Source organism: Mycobacterium sp. NGS48 (genome assembly GCF_059812585.1).
Window position 1 is genome coordinate 390685 of sequence record NZ_JCALCY010000001.1, and the last position, 22789, is coordinate 413473.

General features: G+C 65.8%; 24 protein-coding genes. 16 read left to right on the plus strand and 8 right to left on the minus strand.

The window, feature by feature from the left end:
• Window positions 1–78 precede the first annotated feature (78 nt).
• Both AC5Y42_RS01885 and AC5Y42_RS01890 read left to right on the plus strand, forming a co-directional pair.
• Window positions 79–561 (plus strand): MarR family transcriptional regulator, encoded by a 483-nt coding sequence (locus AC5Y42_RS01885; RefSeq protein WP_499895340.1) that lies wholly within the window; start codon window positions 79–81, stop codon window positions 559–561.
• Between the two features lie 68 nt (window positions 562–629).
• Window positions 630–1160, plus strand: a complete 531-nt coding sequence (locus tag AC5Y42_RS01890) for a DUF421 domain-containing protein (RefSeq protein ID WP_499895341.1) — start codon at window positions 630–632, stop codon at window positions 1158–1160.
• A 31-nt stretch (window positions 1161–1191) separates the two neighbouring features.
• Here AC5Y42_RS01890 and AC5Y42_RS01895 read toward each other — a convergent pair whose 3' ends face one another.
• Together AC5Y42_RS01895 and AC5Y42_RS01900 are read right to left on the minus strand one after the other, a co-directional pair.
• On the minus strand, window positions 1192–1557 hold the full coding sequence (locus tag AC5Y42_RS01895; protein WP_499895343.1) for a SpoIIAA family protein: 366 nt from the start codon (window positions 1555–1557) through the stop codon (window positions 1192–1194).
• Between the two features lie 4 nt (window positions 1558–1561).
• The gene (locus AC5Y42_RS01900) at window positions 1562–1918 is read right to left on the minus strand and encodes a hypothetical protein (RefSeq protein ID WP_499895344.1); all 357 of its coding nucleotides are present in this window, start codon (window positions 1916–1918) and stop codon (window positions 1562–1564) included.
• Between the two features lie 117 nt (window positions 1919–2035).
• On the opposite strand from AC5Y42_RS01900, the gene AC5Y42_RS01905 reads away from it, so the two are divergent.
• On the plus strand, window positions 2036–2458 hold the full coding sequence (locus tag AC5Y42_RS01905; RefSeq protein WP_499895345.1) for a MerR family transcriptional regulator: 423 nt from the start codon (window positions 2036–2038) through the stop codon (window positions 2456–2458).
• A gap of 70 nt (window positions 2459–2528) precedes the next feature.
• Here the strand turns inward: AC5Y42_RS01905 and car are convergent, their stop codons facing one another.
• From car to AC5Y42_RS01920, 3 genes are read right to left on the minus strand one after another with little or no spacing between them, the layout of a single operon-like run.
• Window positions 2529–6083: a carboxylic acid reductase gene (gene car / locus AC5Y42_RS01910; RefSeq protein ID WP_499895346.1), complete on the minus strand. Its 3555-nt coding sequence runs from the start codon at window positions 6081–6083 to the stop codon at window positions 2529–2531.
• Between the two features lie 55 nt (window positions 6084–6138).
• Complete coding sequence (locus AC5Y42_RS01915; protein WP_499895348.1) at window positions 6139–6519, minus strand: nitroreductase family deazaflavin-dependent oxidoreductase; 381 nt, start codon at window positions 6517–6519, stop codon at window positions 6139–6141.
• A gap of 2 nt (window positions 6520–6521) precedes the next feature.
• Window positions 6522–6917 carry a nitroreductase family deazaflavin-dependent oxidoreductase gene (locus AC5Y42_RS01920; RefSeq protein ID WP_499888756.1) on the minus strand — a complete coding sequence of 132 codons (396 nt, stop codon included), beginning with the start codon at window positions 6915–6917 and terminating at the stop codon, window positions 6522–6524.
• Between the two features lie 139 nt (window positions 6918–7056).
• On the opposite strand from AC5Y42_RS01920, the gene hemL reads away from it, so the two are divergent.
• From hemL to AC5Y42_RS01955, 7 genes are all read left to right on the plus strand, one after another.
• The gene (hemL, locus tag AC5Y42_RS01925) at window positions 7057–8355 is read left to right on the plus strand and encodes a glutamate-1-semialdehyde 2,1-aminomutase (RefSeq protein ID WP_499895349.1); all 1299 of its coding nucleotides are present in this window, start codon (window positions 7057–7059) and stop codon (window positions 8353–8355) included.
• Window positions 8355–8963 carry a histidine phosphatase family protein gene (locus AC5Y42_RS01930; protein WP_499895350.1) on the plus strand — a complete coding sequence of 203 codons (609 nt, stop codon included), beginning with the start codon at window positions 8355–8357 and terminating at the stop codon, window positions 8961–8963. Before hemL ends, AC5Y42_RS01930 begins: the two co-directional genes overlap by 1 nt.
• A gap of 2 nt (window positions 8964–8965) precedes the next feature.
• The gene (locus AC5Y42_RS01935) at window positions 8966–9571 is read left to right on the plus strand and encodes a TlpA disulfide reductase family protein (RefSeq protein WP_499895352.1); all 606 of its coding nucleotides are present in this window, start codon (window positions 8966–8968) and stop codon (window positions 9569–9571) included.
• On the plus strand, window positions 9568–10350 hold the full coding sequence (locus AC5Y42_RS01940; RefSeq protein ID WP_499895353.1) for a cytochrome c biogenesis CcdA family protein: 783 nt from the start codon (window positions 9568–9570) through the stop codon (window positions 10348–10350). Before AC5Y42_RS01935 ends, AC5Y42_RS01940 begins: the two co-directional genes overlap by 4 nt.
• Window positions 10351–10451: 101 nt before the next feature.
• A complete protein-coding gene (locus AC5Y42_RS01945; protein WP_499895839.1) occupies window positions 10452–11996 on the plus strand; it encodes a cytochrome c biogenesis protein ResB in 1545 nt (514 codons plus the stop codon).
• Window positions 11993–12964: a c-type cytochrome biogenesis protein CcsB gene (ccsB, locus tag AC5Y42_RS01950; protein WP_499895354.1), complete on the plus strand. Its 972-nt coding sequence runs from the start codon at window positions 11993–11995 to the stop codon at window positions 12962–12964. Before AC5Y42_RS01945 ends, ccsB begins: the two co-directional genes overlap by 4 nt.
• A 115-nt stretch (window positions 12965–13079) precedes the next feature.
• Window positions 13080–14396 (plus strand): MinD/ParA family ATP-binding protein, encoded by a 1317-nt coding sequence (locus tag AC5Y42_RS01955; RefSeq protein ID WP_499895356.1) that lies wholly within the window; start codon window positions 13080–13082, stop codon window positions 14394–14396.
• Here the strand turns inward: AC5Y42_RS01955 and AC5Y42_RS01960 are convergent.
• A complete protein-coding gene (locus AC5Y42_RS01960) occupies window positions 14393–14554 on the minus strand; it encodes a hypothetical protein (protein ID WP_499895357.1) in 162 nt (53 codons plus the stop codon). The genes AC5Y42_RS01955 and AC5Y42_RS01960 overlap by 4 nt on opposite strands.
• 46 nt (window positions 14555–14600) lie before the next feature.
• Between AC5Y42_RS01960 and AC5Y42_RS01965 the strand changes: the two genes are divergently transcribed.
• Complete coding sequence (locus tag AC5Y42_RS01965; protein ID WP_499895359.1) at window positions 14601–14915, plus strand: DUF4229 domain-containing protein; 315 nt, start codon at window positions 14601–14603, stop codon at window positions 14913–14915.
• Window positions 14916–14981: 66 nt separating this feature from the next.
• On the opposite strand, the gene AC5Y42_RS01970 is transcribed toward AC5Y42_RS01965, so the two are convergent.
• Window positions 14982–15854: a 1,4-dihydroxy-2-naphthoate polyprenyltransferase gene (locus AC5Y42_RS01970; RefSeq protein WP_499895361.1), complete on the minus strand. Its 873-nt coding sequence runs from the start codon at window positions 15852–15854 to the stop codon at window positions 14982–14984.
• A gap of 87 nt (window positions 15855–15941) precedes the next feature.
• Between AC5Y42_RS01970 and AC5Y42_RS01975 the strand changes: the two genes are divergently transcribed.
• Window positions 15942–16718 carry an S-methyl-5'-thioadenosine phosphorylase gene (locus tag AC5Y42_RS01975; protein ID WP_499895362.1) on the plus strand — a complete coding sequence of 259 codons (777 nt, stop codon included), beginning with the start codon at window positions 15942–15944 and terminating at the stop codon, window positions 16716–16718.
• A gap of 7 nt (window positions 16719–16725) precedes the next feature.
• On the opposite strand, the gene AC5Y42_RS01980 is transcribed toward AC5Y42_RS01975, so the two are convergent.
• A complete protein-coding gene (locus AC5Y42_RS01980; protein WP_499895841.1) occupies window positions 16726–18168 on the minus strand; it encodes a DUF7937 domain-containing protein in 1443 nt (480 codons plus the stop codon).
• 252 nt (window positions 18169–18420) lie between these two features.
• On the opposite strand from AC5Y42_RS01980, the gene AC5Y42_RS01985 reads away from it, so the two are divergent.
• From AC5Y42_RS01985 to AC5Y42_RS02000, 4 genes are all read left to right on the plus strand, one after another.
• Complete coding sequence (locus AC5Y42_RS01985; protein ID WP_499895364.1) at window positions 18421–20328, plus strand: DUF7159 family protein; 1908 nt, start codon at window positions 18421–18423, stop codon at window positions 20326–20328.
• Between the two features lie 120 nt (window positions 20329–20448).
• Entirely contained in the window at window positions 20449–20778 is a 330-nt protein-coding gene (locus AC5Y42_RS01990; RefSeq protein WP_499895366.1) for a WXG100 family type VII secretion target, read from the plus strand.
• 10 nt (window positions 20779–20788) lie between these two features.
• Window positions 20789–21994, plus strand: coding sequence for an Rv0964c family protein (locus AC5Y42_RS01995; protein ID WP_499895367.1), 1206 nt, complete (start codon window positions 20789–20791; stop codon window positions 21992–21994).
• A gap of 9 nt (window positions 21995–22003) precedes the next feature.
• The gene (locus tag AC5Y42_RS02000; protein WP_499895368.1) at window positions 22004–22774 is read left to right on the plus strand and encodes a DUF4333 domain-containing protein; all 771 of its coding nucleotides are present in this window, start codon (window positions 22004–22006) and stop codon (window positions 22772–22774) included.
• Window positions 22775–22789: the final 15 nt, after the last annotated feature.

The following is a 22789-nucleotide window of genomic DNA, read 5'->3' on the forward strand; positions in this document are numbered from 1 at the left end:
ATTGCACTTGATAATAGTAGCCTCCTACTAATAAGCTGCCTCGTAGCTGTGAGTGCCCGTGGCAGAAGGGCGGAATGGATGAGCACGGAAAGCGCGACAGCGACCGACGAGTCGCTAGATGCAATCACTGACGCGTTGCTGACCGCGTCGCGGTTGCTGGTGGCGATTTCGGCTTACTCGATAGCCCGAGTTGACGAGGCGATCACGATCCCGCAGTTTCGAACGCTGGTGATCTTGTCCAATCGGGGCCCGATCAACCTGGCGACGCTGGCCGGTCTGTTGGGTGTGCAGCCGTCGGCTGCCGGCCGGATGGTCGATCGGCTCGTGAGCGCCGGGCTGATCGACCGCCTACCACACCCCACATCTCGGCGTGAACTGCTCGCCGCGCTCACGGCGCGCGGCCGTGAAGTCGTGCGGCAGGTCACTGCGCACCGACGCCGCGAAATCGCCCGTATCGTCGAGAAAATGCCCCCGTCAAAGCGCCATGGGCTAGTGCGCGCGCTAACGGCGTTCACCACCGCCGGCGGTGAGCCCGCCGCCTATCTCGACGCCGAATCGTAGAGCCATCCGAGCGTCGCTCGTCCGGTAACCGCTCCGATCGTCGGTCCCAATGCCGTAGGAGGCGTCAAATGTTCTACCTGATCGGTCAGTATTCACAAATAGGCTGGACGGCATTGAAGACGGTCCTTCTGTTCACCGTCGCGATTATTGGTCTCCGGGTGTCGCGGCGGCGAATGCTCGCCGAGCTCAATATATTTGACTTCGTTGTGGCGGTGGCGATCGGTGCAATCATCGGCCGGACGGCGACGTCGTTGGCAACGTCGTTCGTCACCGGTGCGGTGGCACTGATCACTCTGTGCGCCATACATCGCGTCGTCGCCGAGTGTCATCGCCGTGGCTGGCTCGGTGGGCTGTTGACGCGGAAACCACTGATCCTGCTGGCGCGCGGGCGCTTGCAAGCGACGGCTCTGCGAACCGCCGGATTGGCCGATCGTGATGTGTACCGGCTACTACGCCAGGCCGGCGAGAGTGATGTCAACGAACTGGAGTACGTCCTCTTCGAAGAGCGTGGTGAGATCACCATCGTGCGCGCCGGTCAACCATACGGAGAGGCGATACGAGTTGGACTTGCTGAAGCGGGGATTGAGAATAGGCAATGACCCTCAGCAGCTCCGGCCTCGGGTGGTTGCACTACCCTCGCAGCCACTCCCATGCCTGGTTCAATTGGTCGAGGCGAAATGTCCGCATTTCGCCGTTTATCAGCAGTGTCGCGGCCGTATTCGCGCACCATTCCTCCCATTTGGGGGCGCCGACCATCGCGATCTTCTCGAAATCGCGCCGATGCTTCACATCGAAGACGGTGTTGGCCCAGGCCGCTCCGAGGCTCCAACCTTCGAAGGCCTCGTCCATCAGAAATAGCACCTTCACCCTTGGGAACTGGTCAAGCAACGACTGGATGCGCGGTGCGAGCACCTCGCGGTAATCCGGCCAGCTCAGCTTTCCGCTCGCTTTTATACCGAGGATATTGCCGGTACTTTCGTTCATCACCTCGATCACGTCATCAACACCGTCCAGAGTCGTGCGTACTGCGCATTTCGCCGGAATGCCTCGTTGCGCTGTAGGGCGCGAATAGTGCATCGGCCGCCGCGCTGGCGTGTCCCGGCGCCTCGATCACGAGTGTGCATGTGTCCTCTTCCTCCCGAAGGGTGAAATTCAGGAACGGGCAGCACTCCTTTTCGCGGTGAACGAGCTCCCGCACTCGGGCTACCGCCGCAGGGTGATAGATGAGTTCGATTCGTGAGCCGTGGCGGCAGTAGTTGCGTAACGTGGACGCGTTGAGCTCTTGGATCCATGCCAGCCGATCTTTGTGGTCGGCCGCCGGCAGCATGCAGGCGGCTACGGACGGCTCGACTTCCATCGCTATGTCAGCTCCTTCACCGCTTCTCGGCGTTGACATGCGGGACCGTTCGGTCCACGCTTCCAGTGTGGATCTTCAAGTTGCTTGATGTTCAAGAGGTGAGCGAAAGCAGCACTGATGGAGCTAAAGATCGGCGAACTGGCACGCGCAACCGGCACAACTGCGCCCACCATCCGCTATTACGAAGACATCGGCCTTCTGCCTCTGCCCAGCCGCACCGGCGGCCAGCGCCGATACGGCGACAACGATGTGCGGCGGCTGACATTCATCCGACGCTGCCGAGACTTCGGGTTCCCCATCGAGCAAGTCCGAGTCCTCGCCACACTGATGCAGGACAGCGAACGTTCCTGCGTGCACGCTCGAGATCTGGCGGATGCGCATCTTACCGAGGTGCGCGGGAAGCTGCGGGAGTTGCGTGCACTCGAGCGCAGCATCGCGAAATTTATCGAAACGGCCGATGCCGTCTGCCCCGGCAGGTCAGGCTCGGATTGTGTTGTCCTCCAACAGCTCGCTGACCCGACTCAGCCGCTCAGGAATTGAACTCGACGCTGCCAAAAGAGGCGGCCCCAGTTAGGCCCTACCGTCGAACGTGTCCCGCCAGCCGGTCGCGTCAGGCCACTTGCCCGCCGGCGTCGCCGTCCAAGAGACCTAGCTGGTGCAGATCGGCGACGTATTTGTCGATCAACGCCTCGCTGAGGTGTGGCACATCGTTGTCGGCGCCAATCTGAGCGGATTGCACTGCGGCACGGAACTTCTCGGCAGGCATCGTGGTACCCGCCATCGGCGCTGCCGGTCGGGCGTAGGCGCTCAGCAGCGGCAGCACCGAATTCTTCTTCTGGTCCTCGGGCAGCTCCTTCATCGCCGCCTCGAATCGGCTAAGCCACTGGCCGTAGTCGTCGATCCGTTCGATCTTCCGGCCATCGGCGATGAGCCAGTCGACAAAGGTGTCCAGTGAAATGCCGTCGTCGTGGTTGTTGAGCACGTTATAGGTGTGATAGCCGTCGGTGACGTGAGCACCCAGGGTGGTGATCGCCTCGACGGTGAAATCGACTGGCAGCCCGTCATAGTGCGCACGCTGCGGGTTGCCGTCGGCGTCAAGCTGATAGAAGGAGCGCGGCGCGAGACCGGTCGCCAGAATGCTCAAGATCAGCCGGGTGAACATGTCGGTCACGTTGAGCTGTCCGGAATAGCGGCTGTGCGCCAGGATCATGTCGGAGCGAAACACCGCCCCCGGTAGCCCACACAGATCGTGCGCTTCGCGCAGCAGCACCTCACCGGCCCACTTGCTGGTCGCATAGCCGCCGGCATACGACGTGTCCAGCGACCGCGACGCCGACGCCTCACGCACGTCAACATCCTCTCCGAGGAAGCTCCCGTCGGGCAGCGCTGTTACCGCAACGGTCGACAGATAGCTAACGGGCTTGAGCCGCTTGGTGATTGCCAGTTTGATGATCTCGGCGGTGCCCACCACGTTCGGGCCGAACAGCTGACTGTAGGGCAGCACATGATTGACCATCGCGGCGGCGTGCACAATCAGGTCCACCGATTCGGCGAGCCGATTCCAGGTTGGTGTGTCGACACCGAGATTCACCGCGCCCAGGTCACCGGCCAACACCTCGAGATGCTCGGCGGCCAGCGCACGATAGTGCGCGGACAAGCCGGGATCGCCGCTGTCGATCGCAGCCTCGATGCGCTGTCGAGCCGCGACCGGATCGGCGCCGCGCACGATGCAGATCAGCCGCCCGCCGCACTGCGACAGCCGCTCCAACCACTCCAGACACAAAAATCGGCCCAGGTAACCGTTGGCACCGGTCAGCAGGACAGTGCCGACGGCACCGTCTGCCGTCTCCAGTCTCGGTGCGGCAGCCAATGTTTCGGCATCGATGAACTTGTCCAGGGTGAGATCCGACGCGCGGGCCACCGTGGCGTCGCGGCCGTGCACCGACGCGAACGTGGGCCGCATGGAAGCCGAGTCGCGCTCCCCGTCGATGTAGCCCGCGATGGTGGCCAGCGTCGCGGTGGGACTGACGATCGTCTGCACCGGAACGTCGACATGGTAGATCTGCTCCAGCAGCGAGCCGAAAGAGAACGCAGACAGCGAATCTCCACCCAGCTCAATGAATCTCGCATCGGCAGGCATGTTTGCGTCGGCGGCCTCCAAGCCGAGGGTGGCCACCGCGGCACGCCGCACGGTGTCGATGGTCGGCAGGTCACCGGCCGCGGCGCGCAGCTGATCGAGCTGATTTTCCTGGCCCGCCGCGATCTTGTCGTACATCGCGTCCAGCCGTTCGCCGTAGCGTGACCGCAGCGCCGGCCGCAGCAGCTTGCCCACACCGGACAACAGCCCGTTGTCGCGGGTGAACGGCTCTGATTCCAGCAGGAATTCCCGCGGAATCTCATACGGATTGAGCCGGTTCTCGACGCCGATCTGCTGTAACGAGGCGGCAATCAACCCGCGTGCGTCGCCGTCGCCGACCGCATCGAGGTTGGGCACGATCACCGCCAACAAGAACGGCTGGTCGCTGCTGCCATGCAGGAAGATCTGCCGGATGTAGGGGCTGGCGGCATAGGTGGCTTCGAGCTGCGACACCGCGACGAACTCGCCCTGGGAGAGCTTGATGACGTTGTTGCTGCGGTCGAGATATTTCAGGCGGTCCGGGCCGAGCTCTTCCATGATGTCGCCGGTCTTGTAGAAACCGTCGTCGTCGAAAATCTGGGCAGACAGCTCCGGATGCCGGAAATAGCCGGGGATGACGTTGCTGGCTTTGACATACAGTTCGCCGCGGGGATGCGGTTTGTCGGTGGTGAAGTAGTTGAGCTCCGGCACGTCGACCAACTTGTACTCGGTGACCGGCGGACGGCGGACGATGCCGTTGCGCAGAATGCCGCCGCCGGTTTCGGTGGCCCCGTACCCGTCTGCGACGGCGACGTCGAGCAACGACTCCATGAACGCGTGCATCTGCTTGGACAGCGGCGCGCTGCCGCACATCGCAGAGACCACGCGTCCACCGAGAAAGTCTTGCCGCAGTTCGGCTTTCACCTCATCGTCGGCCGGGCCGCCCTCCGTCGCGGACCGAAGATCCAGCTCTCTGCGGTAGCGCCGGAAGATCAAGTCGCACACCCGCGGCACAAGGTTCAACGCGGTAGGGCGGACCAGTGCGATGTCGTCGAACAAGGTGGACATGTCGCTCTTGGCGGCGAAGTAGCCGATACCACCGGATGCCAGCGTGGCGATCAGCCATTCCAGTCCGAAGACATGGGACAGCGGCATGTACTGCAGATGGATGGCCGGGATTTGGATGCCGATGTCCAGCGACGGGCTATGCGGGCGTTGCCACAGCCGGGTCATCATGTCCGCGGTGTACATCGCCCCCTTCGGGGTGCCGGTGCTGCCCGACGTATAGATCAGCGTGGCCAGCGGATTCTCGCCGGTCGGCGGGACGAACGCGGGCGGCACCGGCAGCGAACGCCCGTCTTCGAGTTCCGTCAACAACGGCATGACCTCGACCTCGCGGCCGGCCGCGGACAGTCGCTCGAGCGCGGCCTGGTAGCGCCCGCGTTGCTCGTGGTCGTAGTTGAAATAGTCGAACACCACCAGCCGCTGCACCGACGGCGCGTCGATCACCACGTCGATTGCGGTGTCCAGGGAATCGATACTGGCGGCGAACACCCGCGGCGCGGTCTCGGCCACGATCGGCTGCAGCTGTTGCGCCGACGAGCTGGTTTGCAGCGGGACGAACACCGCGCCGAGCCGTAGGCAGGTCAGGTAGATGATCGCGTAGCCGATGCTGGTGAAGCCCAGCACTGCCACGAAGTCACCGGGATTGAAGCCGCCCGGCAGGTTCGATTGCCAGCCGCCGGAGAGCGCCTCGACGCGTTCACCCAGCCTGCGGTAGGTGATTGTCTCGAAACCCGGCAGCAGGGTCGATGTTGCGCGCCCGGGGGCGTCTTCGACGGGGGTCAGCTCGCGGACCCGTTGTCCCAGCGCGGGTCGATCGGCGTAACCGGTGAGGTATTGCTCGACGACCTGCCAGGGCCGCAGTCCCGCTTGGTGAGCGGCGGTCGTCACTTCCGGTAGCGGCGCGGCGCCGCGAAACTGCGGGTCGTTGGCGTACAGCTGCTTGATGCGCTGAGCCAGGCGTTGCTCTCGTCCAGTTTCGGTCATAGTCGGCCTCCGGTCGCGGGTATACCCGTGCGGCACTCGGTCCAGTCGTGCGTTGTCAGGCGCGGGTGAGCAGCAGCGCAGATTCGACCCCGGCCGACCCCAACAGTTGTCGCCACGGGGTCTTCAGCGCGCCGACCGCCTCGCCGGTCGGAACAACCCGAGGATCGCTCACGTCAAATGTCTTGCCGTACAGCGTGACCCGTCCGCCGTCGGCGGCCTGCAGGTTCTTCACCCAGTCCCGGTTCGGTCCGTACACCAGCAGCACGGCGACGCCCTCGTCGGTGCGGAACATCGAGACCGGCGTGCGGTAGGTCTTGCCGGATCGACGTCCGACGTGCTCGATGACCGACCACAGCGGCAGCCAGCCGCTGATCGGCAGAAACAGCGGGTTGGTAACCCGGCGGTTGAATCGGGCCCGCCGTTCGGAGAACTGCACGGCTAGTCGATCCGGGTGAGCAGGACCGCCTGCTCGAACGGCAGCCTGCTGAACAACGCTCGCGAGCGGGCGCTGACATACGGCGCCGCCTCGGCCTTGGTCAGCGTGCGCGGCTGGATGAGGCCGAAGGTTTTGCCGTTGCGCCGCATCCGTCCGCCGCCGGCGGCGTTGAGATTCTTCAGCCAGTCACGGTCCGGGCCGTAGGTCAGCAGGATCGCCACGGCGGGCTTGTCGTCGACCTCCGCGCTGAACACATTCAACGGGGTGCGGTACGGCTTGCCCGAGCGTCGCCCGACGTGCTCGAGAATCCCGAAGCCGGGCAGCCAGCCGGCCCACATCCGTTGAACGGGGTTGGTCACGTGCCGGTTGAACCGGGCGAGCCGTTGCGGTAGTTGCATGTTGCTATCCAACTCGGTCACCGCCCCCCGGCTCAAGAGCCCGGCGGTCCCGGATGCGACTCCTGTGACTGGTGGGACCCCGGCGGTAAAACTACACCCTGTAGTCGAGCCGGTTCGAGCAGCTGGGACACTGGTGACCATGGGTATCGACGCCTCGGCGAAGTTGTTCGAGGACGCCTGCGCAGTCATTCCCGGCGGCGTGAACTCTCCGGTGCGCGCCTTTCAGGCCGTCGGCGGCACTCCGCGCTTCATCACCGAGGCCAACGGATGCCTGCTGACCGACGCCGACGGCAACCGCTACGTCGACCTGGTCTGCTCGTGGGGCCCGATGATCCTCGGCCACGCGCACCCGGCGGTGGTCGAGGCCGTACAGCAGGCCGCCGCCGGTGGGGTGTCATTCGGGGCGCCGACGCCGGCGGAGACCGAGTTGGCGGCCGAGATCATCGATCGGGTGACACCGGTGGATCGGATCCGGCTGGTCAACTCCGGCACCGAGGCCACCATGAGCGCGGTGCGGCTGGCCCGTGGGTTCACCGGGCGCGCCAAGATCGTCAAGTTCTCCGGGTGCTACCACGGCCACGTCGACGCATTACTGGCCGACGCCGGATCTGGGGTGGCGACACTCGGATTGCCGTCCTCGCCCGGTGTCACCGGCGCCAGCGCCGCCGACACGATTGTGTTGCCGTACAACGACATCGACGCCGTGCAGGATACCTTCGCCCGATTCGGTGACGAGATCGCGGCGGTGATCACCGAGGCCAGCCCCGGCAACATGGGTGTCGTCCCGCCGGCACCCGGCTACAACGCCGCGCTGCGGACCATCACCGCCGAGCATGGCGCGTTGCTCATTCTGGACGAGGTGATGACCGGCTTCCGGGTCAGCCGAAGCGGTTGGTACGGCATCGATCCGGTGCAGGCCGATCTGTTCACGTTCGGCAAGGTGATGAGCGGCGGGCTGCCGGCCGCGGCGTTCGGCGGGCGCACCGAGGTGATGGAGCGGTTGGCGCCATTGGGGCCGGTGTATCAGGCCGGCACGCTGTCGGGTAACCCGGTGGCGATGGCCGCCGGCTTGGCCACGCTGCGCGCCGCCGACCACAGCGTCTACCGCACACTGGACGCCAACGCCGACCGGCTGGCCGGTCTGCTCTCGCAGGCGTTGACGGAAGCTGATGTGCCACATCAGATCCCGCGCGCAGGAAACATGCTCAGCGTGTTCTTCGCCACCGAGCCGGTGACTGACTTCGCGTCGGCCAAAGCCAGCCAAACCTGGCGCTATCCGCCGTTTTTTCACGCGCTGCTGGACGCCGGCGTCTACCCGCCGTGCAGTGCCTTCGAGGCGTGGTTCGTCTCGGCTGCCCTCGACGACGACGCCTTCAACCGCATCGCCGATGCACTACCCGCGGCGGTCGCCGCCGCCGCCAAGGAGCCCAAACCCTGATGGCCGAACAGACCCGAATCCATTTGGTCCGCCACGGTGAGGTGTACAACCCTGCCGGGGTGCTCTACGGACGCCTACCCGGATTTCACCTGTCCGACAAGGGTATTGGACAGGCGCAGGCAGTGGCCGACGCCCTGGCCGACCGCGACATCGTCGCGGTGATCGCTTCCCCGCTGCAACGCGCGCAGGAGACCGCCGCCCCGATTGCCGCCCGTCACGACTTGGCGGTGGACACCGACGGGGACCTGATCGAGTCGACCAACGTACTGGAAGGCCGGCGGATCTCGCCCGGCGACGGCGCCTGGCGCGACCCGCGGGTGTGGTGGCACATGCGCAATCCGATCAAGCCGTCGTGGGGTGAGCCCTACGCGCAGATCGCCACCCGGATGGCGACTGCAGTGGCTAAGGCGCGCGCCCGCGCCGCCGGACACGAAGCAGTGTGTGTGAGCCACCAATTGCCGGTATGGACGCTGCGACTGCACCTGACCGGCAAACGGCTCTGGCACGATCCGCGGCGCCGGGAATGCGCCGTCGGGTCGGTGACGTCGCTGGTGTACGACGGCGACCGGCTAGTCGACGTGGTGTACTCCGAACCGGGCGGCTGTTGAGCATGTGGCGGCTGGCGATCGTCGCCGCAGCGGTGGCCGGTCTACTCGCTGGCTGCTCGACCGGTGACGACGCCGTCGCCCAGGGCGGCACTTTCGAATTCGTCGCGCCCGGCGGGAAAACCGACATCTTCTACGACCCGCCCGACCACCGGGGCCGCCCCGGGCCGGTGAGCGGACTGGACCTGATGAACCCGGCACGCACCCTGTCGCTCGACGACTTCCCCGGCAAGGTCGTCGTCATCAACGTGTGGGGCCAGTGGTGCGGGCCGTGCCGAGCCGAAATCACCCGCCTGCAGCAGGTCTACGACGCCACCCGCGACGACGGGGTGGCGTTTCTGGGCATCGATGTGCGCGACAACAACCGCCAAGCCGCCCAGGACTTCGTCACCGATCGCCACGTCACCTTCCCGTCGATCTACGACCCGGCGATGCGGACCATGATCGCGTTCGGCGGCAAATACCCCACCACGGTCATCCCGTCCACCCTGGTGCTCGACCGCCAGCACCGGGTGGCCGCAGTCTTTCTGCGCGAACTGCTCGCCGAAGACCTGCAGCCGGTCGTCGAGCGGCTGGCAGCCGAGGATCAGGCGCCGCCGGGACCGCAATGAGCAGCGGGTTCACTGAAATCGCCGCCGCGGGGCCACTGTTGGTGGCGCTGGCGGTCTGCCTTCTGGCCGGACTGGTGTCGTTCGCCTCGCCGTGCGTGGTGCCGCTAGTGCCGGGCTATCTGTCGTACTTGGCCGCAGTCGTCGGCGTCGACGAAGCGCCCGGGGCCGGTGCGCTCAAAGCGCCGCCGACCGCGCGGTGGCGGGTCGCCGGGGCGGCGGCGTTATTCGTGGCCGGTTTCACCGTGGTGTTCGTGCTGGGCAGCGTCGCCGTGCTGGGCATGACCACCACGCTGATCAGCAATCAACTGCTGCTGCAGCGGGTCGGCGGGGTGCTGACCATCGTGATGGGCCTGGTCTTCATCGGATTTATCCCGGCCCTGCAGCGCCAGGCCCGCTTCACGCCGCGGCAGTTGTCGACGGTGGCCGGGGCGCCGGTGCTGGGCGCGGTGTTCGCGCTGGGCTGGACACCGTGTTTGGGGCCGACGCTGACCGGGGTGATCACCGTCGCCTCGGCCACCGACGGCGCCAGCGTGGCCCGCGGCATCGTGTTGGTGATCGCCTACTGCCTCGGCCTGGGAATCCCGTTCGTGCTGTTGGCGTTCGGGTCGGCCAGCGCGGTGGCCGGGCTGGGCTGGCTGCGCCGGCACACCCGGGCACTGCAGATCATCGGCGGCGTGCTGCTGATCGCGGTGGGCGCGGCGCTGGTCAGCGGAGTGTGGAACGACTTCGTCTCCTGGCTGCGCGACGCGTTCGTGACCGACGTGAGGCTGCCGATCTAGTGGGGGCGCGAGCAGACGCAGAATCGCACGCGCGGGAGCCGCGCCGTGCGATTCTGCGTCTGCTCGCCATAACCCGCAACACCTGGCGGGCGCTGACATCGATGGGCACCGCGCTGGTGCTGCTGTTTTTGCTGGCGCTGGGCGCGATCCCCGGCGCGCTGTTGCCGCAGCGCAGCCTCAACGCCAGCAAGGTCGACGAGTATCTGGCGACCCATCCGGTGATCGGGCCATGGCTGGATCGACTGCAGGCGTTCGACGTGTTCGGCAGCTTCTGGTTCACCGCGATCTATGTGCTGCTGTTCGTGTCGCTGGTCGGCTGCCTGACCCCGCGGATGATCGAACACGCCAAAAGCCTGCGCTCCACCCCGGTCGGCGCCCCCCGCAACCTGGCCCGGCTGCCCAAGCACGCCACCGCCACGATCGCCGGTGACCCCGACGTGCTGGCCGCGACGATGGCCCACCGGCTGCGCGGCTGGCGCAAAACCATCCGCCGGCACGACGAGACTGTCGAAATCTCCGCCGAGAAGGGCTATCTCCGGGAATTCGGCAACCTGGCTTTCCATTTCGCGCTGCTGGGCCTGCTGGTGGCGGTCGGTGTCGGCAAGATGTTCGGCTACGAGGGCAACGTGATCGTCATCGCCGACGGCGGCCCCGGCTTCTGCTCGGCCTCGCCGGCCGCGTTCGACTCGTTCCGCGCCGGCAACACCGTCGACGGCACCTCGCTGCATCCGATCTGTATCCGCGTCAACGACTTCGATGCGCACTACCTGCCGTCGGGACAGGCCACGTCGTTCGCGGCCGACATCGACTACCAAACCGGCGCCAACCTGACCAGCAACACCTGGCAGCCCTACCGGCTGGAGGTCAACCATCCGTTGCGCACCGGCGGCGACCGGATCTACCTACAGGGCCACGGCTACGCCCCGACGTTCACCGTGACATTCCCCGACGGGCGGACCCGCACGTCGACCGTGCAATGGCGACCCGACAACCCGCAGACCTTGCTGTCGTCGGGTGTGGCGCGGATCGACCCGCCGGCCGGCAGCTATCCCGATCCCGCCGAGCGTCGCCAACACCAGCTGGCGATCCAGGGCCTGCTCGCCCCGACCGAGCAGCTCGACGGCACCCTGCTGTCGTCGAGCTTTCCCGCGCTGAACGCCCCTGCGGTGGCCATCGACATCTATCAGGGCGACACCGGCCTGGACACCGGCCGGCCGCAGTCGCTGTACACCCTGGATCCCCGGCTGATCGACCAGCACCGGCTGATCAAGCTCAAGCGGGTCAACCTGCGCGCCGGCGACGAAGTCCGACTCGACCAGGACGGCACGGTGGTGCGCTTCGACGGCGCCGTCCCGTTCATCAACCTGCAGGTCTCCCACGACCCCGGCCAGGTCTGGGTGCTGGTATCGGCGATCACGATGATGGCCGGGCTGCTGGTGTCGCTGCTGGTGCGACGGCGGAGGGTCTGGGTGCGGATGGTCCCGGACGAGGCAACGGCTACGGTAAACGTCGAGCTGGGCGGCCTGGCCCGCACCGACAATTCCGGCTGGGGCGACGAATTCGAACGGCTGACCGGCCGGCTGCTGACAGGTTTCGACGCCGCGACGCGCCAACCCGTCGGCACCACCGGAAAGGACGCGAGATGAACACCCCGAACATCGACGTGGGGTTGGCGCGTACCTCCGATTGGGCCTTTACCTCGGCGCTGGTGGTCTTGGTCGTCGCGTTACTGCTGCTGGCCGTCGAGCTCGCCTATGCCCGCACCCGGCGGGACGAGCGTCAGCTGGTCAGCGCGGGAGTCGCTGCCGACAGCACGACACCCGGCGTCGTGTTGGACGCACCACGGCGGCCGTTCGACGAACGCATCGGCCGGGGCGGTCTGGCCCTGGTCTACGTCGGGATCGGGCTGTTGCTGGCCTGCATCGTGCTGCGTGGCCTGGCCACCGCGCGGGTGCCGTGGGGCAACATGTACGAGTTCATCAACCTGACCTGCTTCTGCGGCTTGATCGCCGGTGCGGTTGTGTTGCGCCGGCCGCAGTACCGCCCGCTGTGGGTCTTCCTGTTGCTGCCGGTGCTGATCCTGTTGGCGGTGTCCGGACACTGGCTGTACGCCAACGCCGCGCCGGTCATGCCGGCGCTGCAGTCGTATTGGCTGCCGATCCACGTGTCGGTGGTCAGCCTGGGCTCGGGGGTGTTTTTGGTAGCCGGCGTGGCCAGCATCCTGTTTTTGCTGCAGACCTCGCGGTTCGGCGATCCGCAAACCGCGGGCGGATTGGCTCGTATGGTGCAGCGGCTGCCCGACGCGCAGACCTTGGACCGCATCGCCTACCGGACGACGATCTTCGGGTTCCCGGTCTTCGGCTTCGGGGTGATATTCGGCGCAATCTGGGCCGAGGAAGCATGGGGCCGGTACTGGGGCTGGGATCCCAAGGAAACGGTGGCCTTCATCGCCTGGGTGGTGTACGCGGCCTACCTGCATGCCAGGTCGACTGCGGGCTGGCGGGACAGGAAAGCCGCCTGGATCAACGTGGTCGGCTTCGTGGCAATGGTGTTCAACCTGTTTTTCGTCAATCTGGTGACCGTCGGCCTGCACTCCTATGCGGGCGTGGGCTGACCTGCACAGCAGAGGCGTCGGGCGGCGCTGCGATATGTTCGTTAACAGGGCAAGTTGTTAAGAGTTATCCGAGCGATAACAAGCGACCCGAGTACAGCAACGAGGGGAAGTGCACGTGTCTGAGCATCCGACCCCGGGCTCCGGAACGCCTCGAAGCCCGGAAGACCATCCGACAACGGAGTTGCCGCCCCAGCCCCACCCGGGTGAGCCGGACTCCAAGACCAGCGCAGCCGAGACGAAGGCCTTTGCGGGGTTTCGCACGGAGCGCCGCTTCAGCGAGAACCAAACGGTAGGCGGGTTGGCCCCGGAAACCCGCATCGAGCCGCGGGCATGGGCGGCCACCCCGGCCAAAGGACTTCCCCGGGTGGTCGATTCACCGCCCTACGGCGGCTATCAGCCCGGGCAGGCCGGGCGGGCCGGGCGGGCACCTGAGACGACGGGCAACACCGCGTTCCGCCAAGGTGTCACGCCTACGCACCACCCGCCGTCGCCGTACCCGGAACTGTCCACCAGCACGCTGTTACGGCAGGTCAAGCCGCCGCCGTCGGAAGGCTGGCGGCGGTGGCTCTACGTTTTGTCGGGCCAGTTGATCAACGTCGGGGAAAGCCCGCGGGTCAATCGCTACAACGACCTGATCGTGCAGGTCAACCGTCCGTTGCGGGGCTGCTACCGCATCGCGATGCTGTCGTTGAAGGGCGGCGTCGGCAAAACCACGATCACCGCCACGCTGGGCGCTACGTTCGCGTCGATTCGCGGAGACCGGGTGGTGGCCGTGGACGCCAATCCGGACCGCGGCACGCTGAGCCAGAAGGTGCCGCTGGAGACGCCGGCCACCGTCCGGCACCTGCTGCGGGACGCCGAGGGTATCCAGCGCTACAGCGATGTCCGCAGCTACACCTCGCAGGGGCCCAGCAGGCTGGAAGTCTTGGCGTCGGAGAGCGATCCGGCAATGTCGGAGGCGTTCAGCGCCGACGACTACACCCAGACGCTGGAGATCCTGGAGCGGTATTACGGCTTGGTGCTCACCGACTGCGGGACAGGGCTTTTGCACTCGGCGATGTCGGCGGTGCTGTCCAAGGCCGACGCGCTGATCGTGGTGAGCTCGGGATCGATCGACGGGGCGCGGAGCGCCTCGGCGACGCTGGACTGGCTCGATGCGCACGGCCACGAGGATTTGGTACGCGGGGCTATCGCCGTCATCAACGCGGTCCGGCCCCGCTCCGGCAAGGTCGACATGCAGAAGGTGGTCGACCACTTTTCCCGACGTTGCCGCGCGGTGCGGTTAGTGCCGTTCGACCCGCATCTGGAGGAGGGCGCCGAGATCAGCCTGGAGCGGCTGAGGCGGGAAACCCGCGAAGCGCTCATCGAGCTGGCAGCTGTGGTCGCCGACGGATTCCCGAACGACGAGCGGCGGAATACCGCCTTTATCTAACGCGGGTTGTTATCGCCGTGGCCTAACCGCCACAGGAATTCCGGATCATCGTCGGGTCCGATGACGCGCGTCTTCGGCCGGTTCACCTGCGAACGCGCAGCCCGCCAGCCGATGTAGATCAGCGTCCCCAAAACCAGGACGAGGAGCAGGTAGAGCACTCAACACCTCCTTGGACCGAATATACCCGCGCCGTAGGCTCGAGCTGTGGCAGAAGGTCGAAGCTCCGCGGGCCGCGCTGTCGTTGACATCGTGCTGTACTCGGCGGCCCGGCTGATTCTGGTCCTCGTGCTCGCGGCGGGCATCTACGGATTGGCACGACTGCTGGGCGTACACGACTTCCCGGTGGTCATCGCGGTGCTATTCGCGCTGGTGATCGCCATGCCGCTGGGCATCTGGCTGTTCAGCCCGCTGCGTCGACGGGCCACCTCCGGGCTGGAGGCGGTCAGCGAGCGCCGTCGCCGCGACCGCGACCAGCTGCGGGCCCGGCTGCGCGGCGAAGAGCCATCCGGCGACGACTGAGTTCCCCTCCGTTGACTCTGCGGTGACCAGGCACGCTACTCGCACTTCTGCGCGATAGACGCAGAGTCAAACGGCGACAGTCAATGCCACCGCAACGGCGATCGACCAGATCAGCATCGCCAGTCCGGTATCCCGCAGCACCGGAATCAGCTCGGCGCCCACCCGGCCCGATCGCACCGGCGCCACCGCCCGCAGCGCCACCGGCGTGGCGATCATGCCCAGCAGACACCACGGGGTGGCCGCCGCCAGCACCAGCGTCAGCGCCGCGGCGAGCGCCAGCAGCAGTTGGTAGAGGGCCCGAGTGCGGACCGCGCCCAGCCGCACCGCCAGCGTGATCTTGCCGGACTGCGCGTCGGTCGGGATGTCTCGCAGGTTGTTGGCCACCAGCACCGCCGACGACAGCGCGCCCGTCGCCACAGCCAGCGTCAGTCCCACCCAGTCCACCCGCAAGGCCTGCGTGTACTGAGTGCCCAACACCGCGATCAGTCCGAAGAATACGAACACCGCTGCTTCGCCAAAACCCGCATAGCCGTAGGGTTTCGAGCCGCCGGTGTACAGCCAGGCGCCGGCGATACAGGCCAGCCCGACCGCGACCAGCCATAGCGCGCTCGTCCAAGCCAGCACCAGCCCGGCGATTGCGCCGACGGTCAGGCTCACCACGGCCACCGCCAGCACCGACCGCGGCGTTGCCAGCCGCGACCCCACCAGCCGCACCGGGCCGGCCCGGTCGTCGTCGGTGCCGCGGATGCCGTCGGAGTAGTCGTTGGCGAAGTTGACCCCGATGATGAAGGCCAGCGCGACAGCCAGCGCCAGCAACGCCTTCCACCACACCGCGGCGTGTAGCCACGCCGCAGCCCCGGTGCCCGCAATGACGGGGGCAACCGCGTTGGGAAGCGTGCGCGGTCTAGCGCCGGCGATCCACTGCGTAAGGCTGGCCACCCATCGATCGTTCCATGCGCTGTATGACAATGAGCAGGTGCTCGCCGGCGACGATGCAGAGCGAAGCGATGAGGAGGAGCGGCGTACATGTTGGGAGTGATCGGCGGCAGCGGCTTCTACACGTTCTTCGGATCCGACGCGCGCCGCGTCAACCTCGACACCCCGTTCGGCGAGCCCAGCGCCCCGGTCACGGTTGGCACCGTCGGCGAGCACGAGGTCGCCTTTCTGCCTCGTCACGGGGCCAACCACCAGTATTCGGCGCACACCGTGCCGTATCGGGCCAACATGTGGGCGCTGCGCGCGCTGGGTGTGCGACGAGTCTTTGCGCCGTGTGCGGTCGGAAGCCTGACCGCTGACCTCGGGCCCGGCTCGGTGGTGGTGCCCGATCAATTGGTGGACCGCACCCGCGGTCGCGCGGACACGTACTTCGAGTCCGGCGGCGCACACGTGGCCTTCGCCGACCCGTACTGTCCGATGCTGCGCGTCGCGGTCGCCGGACTGCCCGGCGTGGTCGACGGCGGCACCATGGTGGTGATTCAAGGACCGCGGTTTTCCACCCGCGCGGAAAGCCGGTGGTTCGCCGCCGCCGGGTTCACTCTGATCAACATGACCGGCTATCCGGAGGCCGTCCTCGCTCGTGAGCTCGAAATATGCTATGCGGCAATCGCTTTGGTGACCGATTTGGACGCCGGCATCGAGGTGGGCGGGGGGGTGACGGCTATCGACGTGTTCAGTGAATTCGAGAAGAACATCGAGCCGTTCAAGAAGCTGGTGTATGAGGCCATCGGTCAGGTCGCCGGAGAGCACACCTGCACGCAGTGCCTGTCGCAGAGCGGCGTCGAGCTGCCATTCGACCTGCCGTAAGAGTCCGCTAGGTCGTGTCGTCGAAAGCCCTAAAGATCCTGGGTTCTTTGGTGGGTGACGAGTCGTCGCGGTAGATCCGCGGCGCTTCGTCGACGGCGACCGGCCGGGCAGTGGTGAGTGGCTGTCGTTGGCGCAGTCGACCGGTGCCGATAGCCACGGCCAGAATGCACAGGGCCAGCCCGCACAGCACGACGTCGAACGTGCTGGTGATCTGTTGTGCGAGATTGCTGCCATAGACCGGGTTCGCGTCGACGGGACCGGCCAGCCGGGGAGCCAGTGCGACGCCTATCACGATCCGAGAAACCGTGAGCACGACCAGAACTCCGCATAGTGATGCGATCACGGCCACCGGCAGTGCGCGGTTGACCAAGTTGAGGTAGAGCCACACTGCAAGCACCGCGGTGACCAGATCGAACGCGGCCATCGCCGCGCTGTCGTAGGGCGAGTACGGCAGGTCCAAAACAACGGACACGACGATGTCGGTGAGTCGCATCAACACCGAGCCGATGCTCCATACGATGATCATCAGCAAGCCTTTTCGTGCAGTCCGCCGCCAAATGCTCTGAGCGATCTGCTGGTCGGTCAGGATGCGCAGCAGCGTCAGCGGTGCGAATATCGCTGCGGCCGCCGCCCAGGCCAGATAGCCCTCGAATCCGACTCCGGCCGTCGAGGTGTTTTGTGCAATACCGTGAAACCCATCGATGTCGCGACCGATGGGCAGGCTCCACACGATCAGCCCGGCAACCAGTGTCGATGCTCCCAGCGCAACCACCGCCAGTCGAGAATCCGTGCTGCGCTGCAGAATCCATCGAGATGCCACCACAACGGCGATCAACGCCACGATGCCATACACGACGGCCGTCGCGATGATTGCGAGATTCTGCTTGCCAAAACTGGATGAACCCGTGGGCAGCGCGGCTTTGATCCGCCAGAACAGGTTGAACACCACGCTCAGCAGCGCGAGAACAATCGATGCGTAGCCGACCAGCGGCGCGGAACGCAGCCACCCGCGTAGCCTGTCGTCGTCCACGGTGCCGGTGATCGACGGCTGCGCACTCAAGACTGCGCCGGCGACGCCAAGCCATGCCCCCGGCCCGACACCGCCCGGCACCGTCGCGCTCCCGCCGTATCGCACGGTCTGGACCACGTCGAAAACCACAAAGCCCAGCACTAGCAGCAGGTATGGGACGTTGAGGGCGACCCGTACCGCAGGACCGACGCGTCGGCCGCCGGCGATAGCTGCCAGCGAAAGAACCGTGCACGCGATCAGCAGCGCAAAGACTGCGCGATGGCTACCGGGGACGGTGAGGCCGAAATACAGATTCCACGGGAAAACCAGCGCAAGGACCAACAGAACGACGGCGGTCACCTCGCAGCCGATGTTCCATCGGCGGATCGACTTACGGCTCACCAGCGATCGCGGTGGTTGCTCAGCCGGTATGCGCGCAATCCTTGGTTTGCCGCCGTGACGGGCAGCAGGCGTGTCGTCGCGGCCGTTGCTCACGGAACCGACAGTACTTCGAAGCGCGTTGGATGGTGTGGCCAGCTAACTGCGGAGCTGCAGGTCCTGAAGCATCCTCGGTCAGATGTCGCAGGGATGGCATACCCTGGCTAACTCGGCGGGAGTGCGACGCGGGGTTCGATCGTTGAACCCTTGTCGGCCGAACGGTTGATGCTGCAGTGTCAGGAGAGGAGAACCGCGATGGACGTAGCTCTGGGCGTCGCGGTGGACGGTCCGGTTGCCCGCCTGACGCTGGTCGGCGCGGGGGCCGATAGCGATGTGGTGATCGACGAGTCGGTGGTCGATGTAGGGGCGGACCCCATCGACAAGCTGGCCGAGACGGTGGTCGGTACGCATCGGCTACTGGCAGCAGAAGACCATCGGCTGGTCGGGACTCGGCTGTGGTGGTCGGATCAGCGTCAAGCCGATGAATTGCGCCAGGCGCTCGACGATTCCGGCGTCGAGAATGTGACGTTATTGCCCGAGGCCGAGGCGGAGACATCGCTGATGGCGTCTTCTGGCGCCGCCGCCGACGCCGACGAGGACGGAGCCACCTCATCGTTGCCGGACGATCCTGCGTTCGCAACGGCGCGGGCCGCTGCCGTGGCCGCGGGCTCGGCGACAACGACCCAAGCAGCCATACCAGCGCAAGACTCGACGATGCTGGCACCGGCAGCCGCGATGGCCGATGCGGCCATGCCCAGCGACGCGACGACGATCAACGAGCCGGCGGCGGAGATGACCGATTCTGGTCCGCAGCTGGCCTACTCGATGACTGACGACGACTCCGAGTTGCTTTCGATGGAGTACGCCGGAGACGACGACGAGTACGAGTACGACTACGACCAAACCGAAGCGATGGGCGTCGCAGCGCCGGTCGGCCGTGCCTTGCTGATCGGCAGCTCCGTCGGCGGGATCTTGGTCGCGGGATGCGCTGCGCTGGCCGTCGCAGTGACGATCGGTGTCCGCCCAACCGCGGCCAATCCGGCGCAGCCGCACGTGCAACCGCAGCAGCAGCAACAGAAACCGGTGCCGGGAAACTTCATGCCGGTGTTGCCGGCGCCTAACGCGCCGAGTCCGCAAGTGCAGCCGCCGGCAGTCAGCCCCGGCGGTTCCCCGCAGGGCGTCTCGGGTCCTGCGCCGGTTCCCGCCGCGCCGCCTGCGCCGGCTGCGCCTCCCGCGGTCGACCAAGCACCCCCTGCCGCCCCGCCGGCACCTGGGTTCAATCCGGTTCCCATCCCGATACCGATTCCACTTCCCATTCATGTGCCGCAGGGACCGATCGGCATTGGCGGTAACCAAGGCGGTGGAAGTCAGAACGGCGGGAGCCAGAACGGCGGGAGTCAGAACGGCGGGAGTCAGAACGGCGGGAGTCAGAACGGCGGGAGTCAGAACGGCGGCAGTCAGAACGGCGGGAGCCAGAACGGCGGCGGTCAGAACGGCGGGAGCCAGAACGGCGGGAGCCAGAACGGCGGGAGTCAGAACGGTGGCAGCCAAAATGGCGGCGGTCAGAACGGGGGCAGCCAGAACGGCGGCAGCCATAACGGTGGCAGCGGGACTGGCGGCAACGAAAGCGGTAGCGGCGGTACGGGATCGGGCGGCGTCGGGTCTGGTAGCGGCGAGAGCGGCTCAGGTAACGCCGGGTCAGGTAACACCGGCTCCGGCTCCGGCAGCACTGGCGGCGGCAGCGGGTCGGGCAGTACCGGTGGCGGAAGCGGGTCTTCCGGCGGGGGGTCGGGTAGCGCCGGCGGCGGAAGTGGTTCGGGCGGCACCGGTGGGGGTGGCTTCGGGTCTGGTAGCGAGAGCGGCTCGGGTAGCACCGGCGGCGGAAGCGGTTCCGAAAGTATCGGTGGTGGAAGCGGCTCTTCCAGCGGTGGTTCGGGTAGCACCGGTGGGGGTGGCTTCGGGTCCGGCGGGTCCGGCTCAGGTAGCAGCTCTGGTAGCAGCGGCGGCGGCTTCGGGTCGAGTGGTTCTGGCGGCTTCGGCTCCGGCGGCGGGTTTGGCTCTGGCGGCAGTAGTTCGGGCGGCTTCGGCTCTGGTGGAGGCTTCGGATCGGGTGGTTCCGGATCGAGCAGCAGCGGTTCCGGTAGCGCGAGCACCGGTCGCTGACCCAGCTCACGCGCCCAAAATTTGGTGCTCTAGCGCCCCCTAGGACCGCGATACGATACTTTCGCCGACCGAATATGACTCGGTCCGGGCGCCAAAGTCGGCCAAAGTATTGGGGCTCTCATGGGTGAGTTGAAGGTAGATCCCGCCGCGGTGCACGCGTCGGGCGTCGAGTTGCACGAGGTAGCGCAGACCCTGCACTCCGAACTATCTGCAGCCGACGAGCAGATCGCCGCATCGCACGCCGGCTGGGTCGGCCAGTCCGCCCAAGCGCTGGCGGCAAAGGCCGCTGAATGGCGCGAGGCGACCCAGGCACACCACAGCGATCTCACCACGCACGGACACAACTTTGTACAAACCGCACGCGCCTACCGCGGCGTGGACGACGAGGCTGCCGATCAGGTAGAGGACGCTGGATCGTCCGTCGGCGCTGCAGCGGTCGACCCGCGCTAATCTCATGAGCTTGTCGATCGCCGACATCGATCGGTGGGATTCGGATGCGATCAACGCGGTCAGTCAGGCAAGCACAAACCGTGCCCAATCGACTACACAGGCAAGCGGCGCACTGGGCGGATTATCCGCATTCGACTCCTGGAAAGGTCCGGCGTCCACGGCGGCATTGGCACGAACCCAGCTGCACGCCACTGGACTCGAAACTCACGGCCAGGATGCCTCTGGCATTGCGAATGCCACCCGAGTTGCCGCGAACGAGGTCAACCAGATCAAGACCGAGCTGAGTTCACTTCGATCCAGCGCCGCCAGTTGGGGAATTCGGATCGATCCGGAGACCAGTAGGGCGATTCCGCCGCCCAATCTCGACTCGCTGAGCGACGAGACCAAGCGGCTCGTGCAGACCATGACGAAGAGCACGCAGGCGACGATCGATAGTTTGCGTACCGCCGCCGACAACGCAGACGGGTTGCTGGCCAGGGCCGTCAAGAACAGCAAGCATGAGGTGACGCTCACCAAGGACGGACCAAAATGGGACGACCCGAAATACCAGAAGAAACCGAAGCCCAAGGAATTTGGCGACCCGAAGAAGAAGAAACCGGATAAGGGCCCGCAGGTAGCAGTCGCCGAGGCTAAGACGAGAAAAGTTGGCGCGGTCGTCGACAAGGATCTCCTGAAGGGAGAGCACAAGTTCGGTGAAAATGGCCCCACCGTGAAGGGCAACGTCAGCATGGATGCCTTCACTGCTCAGGCGGGCGCTAACGCGAAAGCCTCTTCCAACGGTATTTCGGCGGGTGCGAACGCCAACGCCACCCTGGTAGGCGCGGAGGCAAAAGGTTCGGGCAAGTGGGGCATCGCCTCTGGAGAAGTCAGTGGCCGGGCTGCTGTCGAGGCCAACGCCAAGGCCAACGCGTCCATCGGTAAGGACGGAGTGAATGCTCACGCCGAGGCATTTGCGGGCGGGCGCGTCACCGGGGACCTTTCGGGGGAGGTAGGTGGCGTTGGCGTTGGGGGGCACGGAGAGTTGCAAGCTGGCATCGGCGCATCGGCAGACGTGAACGCCGGTATTAAGGATGGAAAGCTCAAGGTCGGCGGCGAACTCGGAGCCTGTCTGGGCGTCGGCGGCAAGGTCTCGTTCAACGTCGAGATCGATCCGGGTAAGGTCACGCACACCGTCCAGGACGGCGCAAAAAAGGTGGCGAAGTGGTTCGGATTCTAAAGGGGTGACGTGGCAAGCCAGGGTTTCGAACTGACGGGATCCGTTCCAGATGGCTGGATCTCGGTTGAACCCAAAGTAGTGAACGAAGATGCCGCCTCGATGGTGCTAGTGAGAAAGGCGGACCTCGACAGACCGTTCACGACGAACATCACGGTCTCTGAGCAGGCGATCAACGCCGGTGATGATTTGGCGCTGTTGGCTGCCGACTATCGACGAAGCTTGGAAGGCCAAGCGGAGAGCATAGCTGTCCTGCGAGAAGGTCTGATTTCTGATTCACCGCCGCGTCAATACGCCCAAGAGCTTCGATTCACGGTCAATCTTGGCGGGCGCGATGTCGATATCATGCAGTCTCAATTCCTGTTCGAGGTTCCCACCAACGAGCCGACGATACTTCTCCTGTTGCAGCTTCTGTTTAGCGCGCCTGACGACGTCTATGACGTCGCGAAATCTGCGGTCGTGGAATTCATGGACTCGATCAGTGCCGAGGTCGCCGGTACTACGGTTTCTGCGAGAGATCAGGCACCGCGGGACCCGAATCAGACTGGCGAGGTATCGAAGGAACAGTTAGAGATCCGGGTGAAGGAGCTTATTGAGCAGTTTGCGGAGCAAAAGGCCGACGAGTTGGTATGCAACGGCGGTCTGCGTGCGGAGGTCGGCGCGATCCAGCGGTGTGCGTTGATCGTTGGCGCGGACAAGCTTGGTGTCACCGTCACCGTCCTCAATGTCGATGACGGGGACATCAAGTTCGACATCCAGATCGATGAGCGGCCGATGGTTTGACAACTGCCGTAGTGA